A 15,228-nucleotide genomic window follows, 5' to 3' on the forward strand; every position below is an offset into this window, starting at 1 on the left:
TTCGCGTGTCGGGTCGGTGTCATGACAGGCCGAGTTCGTTGTCGATGAGGTCGAAGAGTTCGTCGTCGCTGGCGCCGTCCATGCGGTCCTCAATGGAGTCGGCCGCCGTGGCGTCGCCGCCGGCCGCGGTGACCGCCAGGCCGAGGCGGCCCAGGATCTCCCGGAGCCGTTCGGCGAGCCGGTCGCGGTCCGCCGGGTCGTCGAGGGTGCCGGCGAGGGCGTCCTCCAGGCGGTCCAGTTCGGCGAGGCCGGGGACCGGGCCGGGCCCGGCCTCGGGGACCAGCTCGACGGCCAGGTGTCCGGCGATCGCGGCCGGGGTCGGGTGGTCGAAGAGCAGGGTGGCCGGCAGCGGGTGGCCGGTGGCGGCGCGCAGCCGGTTGCGCAGTTCCACCGCGGTCAGCGAGTCGAAGCCGACCTCCAGCAGACCGCGTCCGGGCTCGACCGCGTCCGGGCCGCTGTGGCCGAGCACCAGGGCGGCGTGGGAGCGGACCAGGTCGAGGAGGACCCGGCCGCGCTGGGTCTCGTTGAGGGAGCCGAGGCGCTGCTTCAGCGCTTCCGGCGCGTCGGCTCCGGTGCCGGCGGCGGGGCCCGCGGCGCCGCGCCGGGCGGCGGGGCGCACCAGGCCGCGCAGCAGGGCGGGGACCCCGCCGGAGGCGGCCTGGGCGCGGACGGCCTCGGTGTCGAGCCGCAGCGGGAGGACGACCGGCTCGTCGAGGGTGCCGGCCGTGTCGAAGAGCGCCAGCCCCTGGGCCGGGTCGAAGGCGACGATCCCGCCCCGGGCGATCCGTCGCAGGTCGGCCTCGGTGAGCCCGCCGGTCATCCCGGTGCTGTTGGCCCACAGGCCCCAGGCGAGGGAGCGGCCGGGCAGCCCGTCGGCGCGGCGCCGGTGGGCCAGTGCGTCCAGGAAGGCGTTGGCGGCGGCGTAGTTGCCCTGGCCCATGCCGCCGAAGACTCCGGCGATGGACGAGAACAGGACGAACTCGGACAGGTCCAGGCCGGCGGTGAGTTCGTGCAGGTTGATCGCCGCGTCCACCTTGGGGCGCAGGACGAGGTCCAGCTGCTCGGGCGTCATGTCGGCGACGACGCCGTCGGCCAGGACGCCCGCGGCGTGCACCACCCCGGTCAGCGGGTGTGCGGGGGGCAGGACGGCCAGCAGGGCCGCGAGGGCGTCGCGGTCGGCGGCGTCGCAGGCGGTGATCTCGGCGTGCGCGCCCAGGGCGGCGAGTTCGGCGAGGAGTTCCGCCGCGCCGTCGGCCGCGGGGCCGCTGCGGCTGGTCAGCAGCAGGTGGCGGACGCCGTGTTCGGCGACCAGGTGGCGGGCGACATGGGCGCCGATGGCGCCGGTGCCGCCGGTGATCAGGACGGTTCCGTCACCGCCCCAGCCGGGTGTGCGCGCGGTGGCGGCCAGCGGTACCCGGGCCAGCCGGGCGAGGTGGACGGCCCCGGCCCGGATCGCGAGCTGGGGTTCCCCGGACGCGAGGGCGTCGGCGAGGAGAGCGGGCGGGGTGTCGTGGGTGTCCAGGTCCAGCAGGACGAAGCGGTCGGGGTTCTCGGTCTGCGCCGAGCGGACCAGGCCCCAGAGCGCGGCCAGGGCCGGGTCGGGGACGTCGTCGGCGGTCACCGGGACGGCGCCGCTGGTGACCAGGACCAGCCTGGAGCCGGTCAGGCGCTCCTCGGCCAGCCAGTCGCGCAGCAGGGCGAGGACGGTGCCGAGGCCGTCGTGGACCGCGTCGCGGAGGGTGCCGGCCGGCGCGTCCGGGGCCGGGGCGGGCGGGCAGGCGGCCAGGACCAGCGGGGGCGGCGGGGCGCCCGCGTCGAGCAGGGCGGACAGGGCGGCGAGGTCGGTGACCGGACGGCCGGGGAGCGGCGCGGCGCCGGTGGGCAGGGGCGTCCCGGTGCCGAGCACGGTCCAGGACTCCGGTGCGGGGACGGAGGCGGCGGCCGTCGCGGCGCGCTCGGGCAGGGCCTGCCACTCGGGGCGGAACAGTTCCTCGTGGTGTCCGGCGCGGGTGGCCTTGAAGCGGTCGGCCGAGACGGGCCGCAGCACGAGGGAGCGGGCCGAGAGCACCGGCCGGCCGGTGGCGTCGGTCGCCCGGACGGCGACGGCGTCGCGGCCGGTGGGGGTCAGCCGCAGCCGGAGTTCGGCGGCGCCGGAGGCGTGCAGACGCACCCCGTTCCAGGAGAAGGGCAGCCAGCCCTGCGCGGGTCCCTCCAGGACGTCGAACACCAGCGAGTGCAGGGCCGCGTCCAGCAGGGCCGGGTGCAGGCCGAACGCGGTGGCGTCCGGTCGCTGCTGCTCCGGCAGGCTCGCGACGGCGTAGACCTCGTCGCCGAGCCGCCAGGCCGCGCGCAGGCCCTGGAACGCGGGGCCGTAGGCGAAGCCGCCGCCGGCGAAGCGGTCGTACAGGCCTTCCGTGTCGAGGGGCACGGCTCCGGGCGGCGGCCAGGCCTCGGGGTCCGCCGGGTCGACCGGGTCGACCGGGTCCGGGCCGGGTTCGTCGGCGGAGCCGAGCAGGCCGCTCGCGTGCCGGGTCCAGGGGGCGTCGGGGCCGTCGTCGGCGGCCCGGGCGTGCACGCTCAGCGGGCGGGTGCCGGAGGCGTCCGGGCTTCCGACGGTCAGCTGGAGCGCGACGGCTCCGCCCGCCGGGAGCACCAGCGGTGCTTCCAGGGTGAGTTCCTCGACCCGGTCGCAGCCGACCTGGTCGCCCGCGCGGACCGCGAGTTCCAGGAACGCGGTGGCGGGGAACAGCACGCCGTCGTAGACGCCGTGGTCGGCCAGCCAGGGGTGGCTGCGGACCGAGAACCTGCCGGTGAAGAGGAAGCCGTCGGATTCGGCGAGTTCCGTTCCGGCGCCGAGCAGCGGGTGGTCGACCGTCAGCAGTCCGGCCGCGGGCAGGCCGGCCGCGGCCGGGCCCGCCTCCAGCCAGTAGCTGGCGCGCTGGAAGGCGTAGGTCGGCAGGTCGACGGCGGGGCGGGACGGGCCGCCGGAATGGACGGCGTTCCAGTCCACCGGGACGCCCTCGACGTGCAGCCGGGCCAGGGCGGCCGTCGCCGCGGGTGCTTCGGGCCGGTCCTTGCGCAGCAGGGGCACCAGCACGGGGCCGCCGGCGGCGCCGGTGTCGCCGGTCAGGCAGTCCTGGCCCATCGCGGTGAGCGCGCCGTCGGGCCCGAGCTCCAGGAACGCGGTCACGCCGTCGCGTTCCAGGTGGCGCACGCCGTCCTGGAAGCGGACGGTGCCGCGCACGTGCTCCACCCAGTAGTCCGGTGAGCCGAGCTGCTCGGCGGTGGCCGGCTCGCCCGTCAGGTCGGAGACGACGGGCACGGTGGCCTCCCCCGCGACGATCCGGGCCGCGACCTCGCGGAACCCGGCGAGCATCGGCTCCATGAGGGGCGAGTGGAAGGCGTGCGAGACCCGCAGCCGTCGGGTCTTGCGGCCGCGCGCGGCGAGCACGGCGGCGATCTCGTCCACCGCCGCCGCGTCGCCGGAGATCACGGTCGAGGCCGGGCCGTTGACCGCGGCGAGGGCGACCTCGCTCTCGCGGCCCGCGAGCAGCGGCAGTACCTCCTCCTCCCCGGCGGCGAGGGCGGCCATCGCGCCGCCCGCCGGGAGGGCCTGCATCAGCCGTCCCCGCGCGACCACCAGCGCCGCGGCGTCGGGCAGGGAGAACACCCCGGCGACGTGGGCGGCGGCCAGCTCTCCCACGGAGTGGCCGAGCAGCCGGTCGGGACGCACACCCCAGTGCTCGACGAGGCGGAACAGCGCGACGCCGAGGGCGAACAGGGCGGGCTGGGTGTACTCGGTGCGGTCCAGCAGGCCGTGGCCGGGATCGCCGGGGGCCGCGTCGATCACCTCCCTCAGCGGGCGGTCGAGCAGCGGGTCGAGTTCCGCGCAGACCGCGTCGAAGGCGTCGGCGAAGACCGGGAACCGGGCGTACAGTTCGGCGCCCATACCGGTGCGCTGGCTGCCCTGGCCGGGGAACAGGAAGGCGGTCTTCACCGCCGCGCCGGTGACACCGCGCACCAGGTCCGCCGAGGGCTCGCCGGCGGCGAGGGCGGTGAGCCCGTCGAGCAGGGTCCGCCGGTCCGTGCCGGTCAGGGCGGCCCGGTGCTCGAAGGCGCTGCGGTTCAGGGCCAGGGAGCGGCCCAGGTCGGCGACCGCGAGGGTCGGGGCGTGCTCCACGTGCCGGAGCAGCCGGGCGGCCTGGTCCCGCAGCGCGTCCGCGCCGCGGGCGGAGAGCAGCCAGGGCAGGGCGGGTGCGGCGGACGCCTCGGGCGTGGTCGCCGGGACCACCGGGGCCACCGCGGGGGCGGCGGCCGGGGCCGGTGCGGTGGGCTGTCCGGTGGGCTGTCCGGTGGGCTGTTCGGTGGGCTGTTCGAGGATGGTGTGGGCGTTGGTGCCGCTGACGCCGAACGACGACACCGCGGCCCGCCGGGGGCGGCCGGTCTCCGGCCACGGGGTGTCCTCGGTGAGCAGCCGGACCGCGCCGGCCGACCAGTCCACGTGGGGTGTCGGCGCGTCGACGTGGAGGGTGCGCGGCAGCGCCCCGTGCCGCATGGCCTGCACCATCTTGATGATGCCGGCGACCCCGGCGGCGGCCTGGCTGTGCCCGATGTTCGACTTCAGCGACCCGAGCAGCAGCGGCTGCTGCGCGTCGCGTTCCCGGCCGTAGGTGGCCAGGAGCGCCTGGGCCTCGATCGGGTCGCCCAGCCTGGTCCCGGTGCCGTGCGCCTCCACCGCGTCGACCTCGGCGGCGGTCAGTCCGGCGTCGGCGAGGGCCGCCCGGATCACCCGCTGCTGGGAAGGGCCGTTGGGGGCGGTCAGGCCGTTGCTGGCGCCGTCCTGGTTGACGGCGGAGCCGCGGACCAGGGCGAGCACCGGGTGGCCGTTGCGCCGGGCGTCCGAGAGGCGTTCCAGGACGAGCAGTCCGGCGCCCTCGGCCCAGGAGGTGCCGTCGGCGGCGGCGGCGAACGGCTTGCAGCGGCCGTCCTCGGCGAGCACCCGCTGTCGGCTGAACTCCACGAACGCGCCCGGTGTCGACATCACGGTGACCCCGCCCGCGAGCGCCAGCGAGCATTCGCCGGCCCGCAGCGACCGGGCCGCGAGGTGGACGGCGACCAGCGACGAGGAGCAGGCCGTGTCGACGGTCACCGCGGGCCCTTCGAGGCCGAGGCTGTAGGAGATCCGCCCGGACGCCACGCTGCCCGCGCTGCCGATGCCGAGGTAGCCCTCCATCTCCTCGGAGGGTTCGGTGACGCGCGACCCGTAGTCGTGGTGGCTGCATCCGACGAAGACGCCGCTCGGGCTGCCCTTGAGCGACAGCGGGTCGATGCCGGCCCGCTCGAACGCCTCCCAGGAGAGTTCGAGCAGCAGCCGCTGCTGGGGGTCGATGGTCAGCGCCTCGCGCGGGGAGATCCCGAAGAAGGCCGGGTCGAAGCGGTCGGCGTCGTGCAGGAAGCCGCCCTCCCGCGCGTAGGTGCTGCCGACCCGGTCCGGGTCCGGGTCGTAGAGGCCGTCCAGGTCCCAGCCGCGCCCGGTGGGGAATCCGCTGATCGCGTCCCCGCCGCCCGCGACGAGCTCCCACAGCTCCTCGGGGGTGCTGACGCCCCCGGGGTAGCGGCAGCTCATGGCGACCACCGCGATCGCCTCGTCCTCGGGCACCGCGGCGGCCGCGGGCACCGGCGCGGGAACGTCGGGCGTCTCCGTGGCGGGCGCGCCCGGCAGTTCGGCGCGCAGGTGTCCGGCCAGCGCCGTGGCCGTGGGGTAGTCGAAGGCCAGGGTCACCGACAGGCGCAGACCGGTGGCCGCGGCGAGCCGGTTGCGCAGTTCGACGGCGATCAGCGAGTCGAAGCCGATCTCCTTGAACGCCTGGTCGGGTCCCACCGCCTCGGGCCCGGGGTGGCCGAGCACGGCGGCGACCTCGGAGCGAACCAGGTCCAGCAGGGCCCGGTCCCGTTCCGCCGGGGGCAGTGCGGCCAGTCGCAGGGCCGGCGGCTCGGCGCCGTCGGCCGTGCTCCGGGAGCCGCGCGCGGCGGCGAGCGCCTCCCGGACCTCGGGCAGGTCCCCGAGGGCGGCGCTGGGCCGCAGCGCGGTGAACGCCCGGGTGAATCGGTCCCAGGCGAAGTCGGCGACGAGGACCGCCGTGTCGTCGTGGTCGAGGGCCCGGCGCAGCGCGGTCGTGGCCGTCCCGGGATCCATGGCGGGCAGGCCGTCGCGGATCAGCCGTTCGGCGACGGCTCCGGAGGCGAGGCTCTCGCCGCCCCACAGGCCCCAGGCCACCGAGGTGCCGGGCAGTCCGAGGTCGCGGCGCTGCCGGGCCAGGGCGTCGAGGTAGGCGTTGGCGGCGGCGTAGCTGCCCTGGCCGGTGCCGCCGAGCGTGCCGGCGAGCGAGGAGAACAGCACGAAGGCGGTCAGGTCGAGGCCGCGGGTGAGCGCGTCGAGGTTGCGTGCGCCGTCGAGCTTGGGGCGCAGCACGCCGGCCGCGCGTTCGGGGGTGATCGAGTCGATCACGCCGTCGTCGAGGACGCCCGCGGTGTGCAGGACGGCGCGCAGCGGGCGCTCGGCCGGGATGCCGGCGAGCAGTTCCGCCAGTGCGTCGTGGTCCGCGACGTCGCAGGCCACCGCGGTGGCGGCGGCGCCGAGACCGCGCAGTTCGGCGAGCAGGGCGTCGGCCCCCGGGGCCTGGGCGCCGCGCCGGCTGGTGAGCAGCAGGTGCGCGGTGCCGGTGCGGGCGAGCCATCGGGCGATCTGGGCGCCGAGGCCGCCGGTGCCGCCGGTGATCAGGACGGTGCCCTCGGGTGTCCAGTCGCGGACGGGGGCGGTGTCGCCGAGTCCGGCGTGGACGACCCTGCGGCCGTAGAGGCCGGTGGCGCGCACCGCCAGCTGGTCCTCGCCGTCGGGACCGGTCAGTGCTTCGGCGAGCCGGGTCGCGGCCCGGTCGTCGAGCCGTCGCGGCAGGTCGACCAGGCCGGCCCACCGCCGCGGGTACTCGACTCCGGCGACCCCGCCGAGGCCCCAGACCAGGGCCTGGAGCGTGCTGTCGATCCGGTCGGAGCGGCCGACCGACACCGCGCCCCGGGTGACGCCCCAGAGCGGGGTGTCGGTGCCGAGGTCGCCCAGGGCCTGGAGGAGTGCGACCGTCAGGGTGAGGCCGAGGGGGAGCGCCGATCCGTCGCCGTGCGGTTCCTCGGCGAGGGCGAGCAGCGACAGGATTCCGGCGGGCGGCCCGTCGGCGTGGTCGTGGGCGTCGCGGAGCAGTGCGGCGAACCGGGTCCGGTCGGTCGCGTCGGGGCCCGCCGCGACCAGGACGGGTGCGGCGCCGTGTCCGCGCAGGGCGTCGACGGCGAACGCGACGGCCGGGTCGCCGGCGGCGCCGGCCGGGGCGACGACCAGCCAGTTGCCGGTGAGCCGGGGCGGTTCGGGGGCCGGCAGGGGCTTCCAGGTGACCCGGTAGCGCCAGCTGTCGGCGGTCCGGTCGCCGGCCCGGCCGCGCGCCCATGCGGCGAGGGTGGGCACCAGGGAGGCGAGGGAGGCCCTCAGTTCGCCGTCCTCGACCCGCAGGGTGGTGGCGAGGGCGTCCAGGTCCCCGTGGTCGACGGCCTCCCAGAAGCCGGAGTCGGCCGGGCCGGCGCCGGTCGTGGCGTCGACGCCGGTGAGGGCGTCGGCGGGCCGGTCGGGGGTGGTGTCCAGCCAGTAGCGCTGCTGCTGGAAGGCGTAGGTGGGCAGGGGTCGCTTGCGCGCGCCGGTTCCGGCGAACACCGTGTCCCAGTCCACCGGAAGTCCGCGGACCTGGAGTTCGGTGAGCGCGGCGAGGAAGCGGCCGGGGCCGCCCTCGGCGCGGCGCAGGGTGCCGACGACGGCTCCGTCCCCGGCCCCGGCCGCTTCGACGGCCTGCTGGAGCCAGACGGTCAGCGCGGGGTGGGTGCTGCACTCGACGAAGGTGTGGTGCCCGTCGGCGACGAGTGCGTCGACCGCCCGTCCGAACTCCACCGGCCGGCGCAGGTTCTCGTACCAGTACCCGGCGTCCAGGCCCAGGGTGTCCAGGGGGCCGCCGGTGACCGTGGAGTAGAAGGGGATGTCGGACGTCCGCGGCGCGGTGCCGGCGAGGAGGGTGAGCAGTTCCTCGCGGAGTTCCTCCACCTGGGGCGAGTGCCCGGCGAAGTCCACGCCGGGGACCGGCCAGGTCAGGACGCCCGCCTCGGAGTACTGGTCGCGCAGTCGTTCCAGGGCCGCCGGGTCGCCGGAGACCGTCACCGACGTCGGCCCGTTGACGGCGGCGACGTCCAGCGCAACGTACTGGGCGGACGACAGCGTCTCGCGCACGGCTTCGACCGGCTGCGGCACGAACAGCATGCCGCCGCGTCCGGTCAGGGCCAGCAGGGCCCGGCTGCGCAGGGCGACGATCCGGGCCGCGTCGTCCAGCGAGAGCGCGCCGGCCACGCAGGCGGCGGCGATCTCCCCCTGGGAGTGGCCGACCACGGCGTCGGGGACGATCCCGTGCGCCCGCCACAGCTCGGCCAGCGACACCATGACGGAGAACAGCACCGGCTGCACCACGTCCACCCGGTCCAGCGGGGGCGCGTCGGTCTCCTCCCGCAGGACCGCGAGCAGCGACCAGTCCAGGTGCGGGGCGAGGGCGCGTTCGCAGGCCGCGATCCGGTCGGCGAAGGCCGGGGCGTGGTCGAGCAGTTCCCGGGCCATGCCGGCCCACTGGGATCCCTGGCCGGGGAAGACGAGGACGGTCCTGGTCGACCGGGCGACGGTGCCTTCGACCAGGCCGGGTGCGCGGTCCCCCGCGGCCAGCGCGGCCAGGCCGCCCAGCAGGGTCGCGCGGTCCTCGCCGACGACGGCCGCGCGGTGCTCGAAGGCGGTCCTGGTGGTGGCCAGGGAGTAGCCGACGTCGGCGGACGACAGCTCCGGGTGCTCCGTCAGGTGCGCGTGCAGCCGTTCCGCCTGGGCCTTGACCGCCTCGGCGGTCCGCCCGGACAGGACCCACGGGACGGCGGCCCGCGTGGTGCCGGGATCCGTCGCGCCGGACCCGGCGGACGGGACGGCGGACGGGCCGGCGGCGGGTACCGGTACGGATGCGGACCCGGCGGCGGGCGCGGACCCGGCCGGCAGGGCGGGCAGCGGGAGCGCGGGTTCGGCGGGCGGCTGCTCGACGACGACATGGGCGTTGGTGCCGCTCAGGCCGAAGGAGGACACGCCGGCCCGGCGCGGCCGGCCGGTCTCCGGCCAGGGCGCGGCCTCGGTCAGCAGGGCGACGGCGCCCGCCGTCCAGTCGACGTTCGGGGACGGCCGGTCGATGTGCAGGGTCCGCGGCAGCTCGCCGTGCCCCATGGCCAGCACCATCTTGATGATGCCGCCGACGCCGGCCGCGGCCTGGGTGTGCCCGATGTTCGACTTCAGCGACCCGAGCCGCACCGGCCGGTCGGCCGGCCGGTCCTGGCCGTAGGTGGCCAGCAGCGCGTCGGCCTCGATCGGGTCGCCCAGCCGGGTGCCGGTGCCGTGCGCCTCGACGGCGTCCACGTCGGCGGCCGTCAGCCGGGCGTTCGCCAGCGCGTCGCGGATCACCCGCTGCTGGGCCAGGCCGCTGGGCGCGGTCAGCCCGTTGCTCGCGCCGTCCTGGTTGATCGCCGAGCCGCGCAGCACCGCGAGCACCGGGTGGCCGTTGCGGCGGGCGTCGGAGAGGCGTTCGAGGAGCAGCAGGCCCACGCCCTCGGCCATGCCGAAGCCGTCCGCCGAGGCCGCGAAGGACTTGCAGCGCCCGTCCTCGGCGAGCCCGCGCTGCCGGCTGAAGCCGGTGAACGACAGCGGGGTGCCCATCACCGTGACACCGCCGGCCAGGGCCAGCGCGCATTCGCCCGAGCGCAGCGACTGCGCGGCGAGGTGGACCGCCACCAGGGACGAGGAGCAGGCCGTGTCCACGGTCACGGCGGGCCCCTGGAGGCCGAGTTGGTAGGCGACCCGCCCGGACAGGACGCTGGTGGAGATGCCCGCGATGAACAGGCCCTCCAGTTCCTCGGGGACGTCGCGCAGGGTGCCGCCGTAGCCCTGGTAGGAGGCGCCGGCGAAGACCCCGGTCGGGGTGCCGTGCAGGGACGTCGGGTCGATGCCGGCGCGCTCGATCGCCTCCCAGGCGGTGACGAGCAGGAGCCGCTGCTGCGGGTCCATGGCCAGGGCCTCGCGCGGGGAGATCCCGAAGAATCCGGGGTCGAAGCGGTCCGCGTCACTGACGAACCCGCCCGCGGCGGCGTAGCTCCGGCCGGGCCGGTCGGGGTCCGCGTCGTACAGCGCGTCGAGGTCCCAGCCCCGGTCGGACGGCAGCCCGGAGACGGCGTCGCGCCCGTCGGCGAGCAGTTCCCACAGGTCCTCGGGGGTGCGAACGCCGCCGGGGTAGCGGCAGCTCATGGAGACGATCACGACGGGGTCGTCGTCCTCGGCGGGCTCCGCCGACGGGGCCTGCCGGACGGCGGCGGGCTCCTCGGCGGCGCCCAGCAGTCCGGTCTCCAGGCGCCGGGCGAGCGCGGTCGCCGACGAGTAGTCGAAGACGACGGTGACCGGGAGCCGCAGGCCGGTGGCGGTGTTGAGCCGGTTGCGCATGTCCACGGCGGTCAGCGAGTCGAAGCCCAGGTCGCGGAAGGCCCGGCCGGGGGCGACCGCGTCCGGCGAGTCGTGGCCGAGGACGGCGGCCGCGTGGGTCCGGACCAGGTCGACCAGCACCCGGGTCCGCTCGGCCGCCGGAAGCGGCGCCAGCCGGTCGCGCAGCGCCGAGGGCGCTCCCTCGGCCCCGGTCGCGCCGGTCTCCGGTTCGGCGGCCAGCGCGGCGCGCACCTCGGGGAGTTCCCCGATCAGCGGGCTGGGGCGGGCCGAGGTGAAGACCGTCGCGAAGCGGTCCCAGTCGATGTCGGCGACCACGACCACCGTCTCGTCGTGGTCCAGGACCTGCTGGAGCCCGGTGATCGCGGCCGCGGGCGGCATGAAGAGCACGCCGTGGCCGCGCAGGGTCTCCTCCGCGAGTTCGGCCGCCATCCCGGCCCCGCCCTCGGGGTTCCAGATCCCCCACACCACGGAGGTCGCGGCGAGGCCGCGGCTCCTGCGGTCCTCGGCGAGGCCGTCGAGATAGGCGTTGGCGGCGGCGTAGGCGCCGTGGACGGCGCTGCCCCACACCCCGGAGATGGAGGAGAACAGCACGAACGCGTCGAGCGTGTCCCGGTCGAAGAGCAGGTCCAGGTTCCTGGCCCCGCCGGCCTTGGCGTGCAGGGTGTCGGCGAACTCGTCCGCGTCGGTGTCGGGCAGTGGCACCAGCAGCCCGGCCCCCGCGGCGTGGAAGACGGTACTGATCCGGTGGCCGTCCTGTTCGAGGCCGTCCTTCAGCGCGCGCAGGGCCTCCAGGTCGGCGACGTCGCACGAGGCCAGGGTGACCCGGGTGCCGAGGGCGGCCAGTTCCTCGGAGAGCTCCGGCGCACCCGGCGCGTCCGCGCCGCGCCGGCCGACCAGCACCAGGTGCGCGGCTCCCCGCCGGGCCAGCCAGCGTGCGATCTGCGCGCCGATCCCGCCGGTACCGCCGGTGATCAGCACGGTGCCCCCGGGCCGCCACCTGCGCCGCGGCGCGGCGTCGCCCAGGGCCGACCGGACCAGCCGCCGGCCGTGGCAGCCGGTGGCCCGTACGGCCACCTGGTCCTCGTCCCCGGCCCCGCCGGCCAGCACCCGGCACAGCCGCGCGGCGGCGTCCGGGTCCAGCACCTCCGGGAGGTCGATCAGACCGCCCCAGCGCTGCGGGAATTCCAGCGCGGCGACCCGGCCCAGACCCCAGAGCAGGCTCTGCGCGGCGCTGACCGGACTCCCGGTGTCGGTGCCCCCGACCGACACCGCGCCCCGGGTCGCCCACCACAGGGGCGCGTCGATCCCGCCGTCGCCGAGGGCCTGCACCAGGGCCAGGTTGAGCGCGGTGCCCAGCGGGACGGAGGGGTGCGCCGGGTGCGGGCGCTCGTCGAGGCCCAGCAGCGACAGCACTCCCGTCACCGGGCCGGGCAGCGCGTCGAGCGACGCGCGGACCCGGTCGGCCAACGCGGCGCGGTCGGCCTCCGCCCCGGTGACCCGTACGTGCGCCACCGAGGCCCCGGCCTGTTCCAGGACGTGGGCGGTCGCCTCCGACCGGCGCACCCCGTCCTCGGACTGACCGTCCGAGGACAGGACGAGCCAGTTGCCGTCCAGTGGAGGCGGAGGGCCCTCGGGCAGGGCCCGCCAGGTCACGCGGTAGCGCCAGGAGTCGACCACCGAACGCTCGCTGCGCTCGGTGCGCCAGGTGGTGAGCGCGGGGAGCACCACGTTCAGCGGGTCCTCGGGCGCGACCCCGAGGGCACTGGTGAACCGGTCCAGGTCGCCCCCACCCAGGGCCTCCCAGAAGTCGTCACCCTGCGGGGACGTTCCGGAGGGACCGCCCGCCGCGGGGCCGGTGTCCTCCAGCCAGTACGGGCGACGCTGGAAGGGGTAGGTGGGCAGGGAGACTCCGCCCGGGCGGAGTCCGGCGAACACCCGGTCCCAGTCGGGCGACAGGCCGCCCGCGTAGGCCTCGCCCAGGGAGGTCAGGAAGCGGTCGAGGCCGCCCTCGCCGCGCCGCAGCGTGCCCAGGACCACGGCGGGGCCCTGCGCGGAGCCGGCGGTGTCGGCCTCGTCGGCGGTCTGCTGGACGCCGAAGGTGAGCACGGGGTGCGGGCCGGCCTCGACGAAGAACCGGAAGCCCTCCCCCAGCAGCGTCGCCGTGGCCGTCCCGAACTCCACGGTCTGACGGAGGTTGCAGTACCAGTACTCGGCGTCCAACTCCTTCGTGTCCAGCCACTCGCCCGTCACCGTCGAGAAGAACGGCACCGAAGCGGAGAGCGGGGCGATGCCCTCCAGATCGGACAGCAGCTGCTCCCGGATCTCCTCCACGTGCGCGGAGTGCGAGGCGTAGTCCACCTCGATCACCCTCGCCCGCACACCCTCGCCGACCAGGGCGTCCACGAGTGCCGTCACCGCGTCCGCATCGCCCGACACCACCGTCGACGACGGACCATTGACCGCGGCCACCGACAGCCGGCCCGCCCAGGAGGCGATCCGCTCCCGTGCCACGTCCACCGGCAGCGGCAGCGACGCCATCCCGCCCCGACCCGCCAGCACCTTGATCGCACGGGAACGCAACGCCACCACCCGCGCCCCGTCCTCCAGACTCAGACCACCCGCCACACAGGCCGCCGCGATCTCACCCTGGGAATGACCCACCACCGCGTCCGGCACGACGCCGAAGGAACGCCACACCTCCGCGAGCGACACCATCACCGCCCACAGCACCGGCTGCACCACATCCACCCGCGCCAACAGCGTTTCCGAACCCAACGCCTCCACCAACGACCAATCGGTGTACGGCGCCAGAGCCCGCTCGCACTCCGCGAAACGCCCCGCGAACACCTCCGACCCGCCCAACAGCTCCGCAGCCATCCCCACCCACTGCGAACCCTGACCCGGGAACACCAACACCGAACGGCCCGACGACACCCCGTCGCCCCGAACCAGCCCCGGCACCGTCCGGCCCTCGGCCAGGGCCTTCACGCCGTCGATCAGCCGGTCCCGGTCGGCGCCCACGACCACGGCCCGCCGCTCGAAGGCGGTACGCGTGAGGGCGAGCGCGCGGCCGGTGTCGTCGGCCCGCAGGGGTGCGGGACCGGCGCCCAGGTGCGCCAGCAGCCGGGCGGCCTGGTCGCGCAGGGCCTCGTCGGTACGCCCCGACAGCACCCAGGGCAGCGGGTGCGCGTCGCCACCGGCCGCCAAGTCGGCCACCGGTTCGGCTTCCTCCGCCGGGGCCTGTTCCAGGATCAGATGCGCGTTGGTGCCGCTGACGCCGAAGGCGGACACCCCGGCCCGGCGCGGGCGTCCCGTGTCGTCCCAGGCGCGGGCCTCCGAGAGGACCTCCACGGCTCCCGACGACCAGTCCACCATGGGCGTCGGCCGGTCCGCGTGCAGGGTCCTGGGCAGTTCGCCGTGCTCGATCGCCAGCACCATCTTGATGACGCCGCCCACGCCGGCCGCCGCCGAGGTGTGGCCGATGTTCGACTTCAACGAGCCCAGCCACAGCGGTCGTTCGGCGGGCCGGCCCTGGCCGTACGTGGCCAGCAGGGCCTGCGCCTCGATCGGGTCGCCGAGCGTGGTGCCGGTGCCGTGCGCCTCCACCACGTCCACCTCGGACGCCGTCAGCCCCGCGTCCGCCAGCGCCGCCCGGATCACCCGCTGCTGGGACGGACCGCTGGGCGCCGTCAGACCGTTGCTCGCACCGTCCTGGTTCGTGGCCGAGCCGCGAACGACGGCCAGCACCGGGTGCCCGTTGCGGCGGGCGTCCGACAACCGCTCCAGCAACAGGACGCCGACACCCTCGGACCAGCCGGTCCCGTCCGCGTCGGCCCCGAACGCCTTGCAACGGCCGTCGGCCGACAGCGCGCGCTGGCGGCTGAACGCCACGAACGCGTCGGGGGTCGCCATCACCGAGACCCCGCCGGCCAGGGCCAGCGTGCAGTCGCCCGCCCGCAGGGCCCGGATCGCCAGGTGCAGGGCGACCAGGGAGGAGGAGCAGGCGGTGTCCACGGTCACCGCGGGGCCTTCCAGGCCCAGGGTGTAGGCGATCCGGCCGGAGACCACACTGCTCGCCGTCCCGGTGTCCAGCAGGCCCTGGACCTCGGGGAGGTGGCGCGAGCCCGCGCCGTAGCCGTTGCCGATCGCCCCGAGGAAGACACCCGTGGCGGTGCGCCGCAGCGTCCGGGGGTCGATCGCGGCCCGCTCGACCGCCTCCCAGGCGGTCTCCAGCGCCAGCCGCTGCTGGGGGTCCGTCGCCAGGGCCTCGCGCGGCGAGATACCGAAGAACTCGGCGTCGAACTCGGCCGCGTCGTGCAGGAAGCCGCCGTGCCGGGTGTAGGAGGTACCGGCCCGCTCGGGGTCCGGGTCGTAGAGGCCCTCCACGTCCCAGCCGCGGTTGACCGGCCAGGTCGAGACCGCGTCGGCGCCCCGGGAGACCAGGTCCCACAGCAGTTCGGGCGTGTCGGCGCCGCCGGGGTAGCGGCAGGCCATCGAGACGATGGCGATCGGTTCGTGGCGGGCCTGTTCGGCCTCGCGCAGTTGCCTCCGGGCGTCACCGAGGTCCGCGGTGGCGCGCCTGAGGTAGTCGAGCAGCTTCTTGTCGTCGGACATCAGGGACAGCTCTC

1 protein-coding gene is annotated in these 15,228 nt (G+C 76.4%); it reads right to left on the bottom strand.

The annotated features are described in order from the left end of the window. Window positions 1–19: 19 nt before the first annotated feature. Window positions 20–15,214: a type I polyketide synthase gene (locus ACW14Y_RS03730; RefSeq protein ID WP_456985854.1), complete on the bottom strand. Its 15,195-nt coding sequence runs from the start codon at window positions 15,212–15,214 to the stop codon at window positions 20–22. Window positions 15,215–15,228 lie beyond the last annotated feature (14 nt).

It is taken from the genome of Kitasatospora sp. cg17-2, assembly GCF_054031055.1.

Coding starts and splice junctions, on each gene's coding strand:
- ACW14Y_RS03730 (WP_456985854.1), bottom strand. CDS start 15,214: ATGTCCGACGACAAGAAGCTGCTCGACTACCTCAGGCGCGCCACCGCG.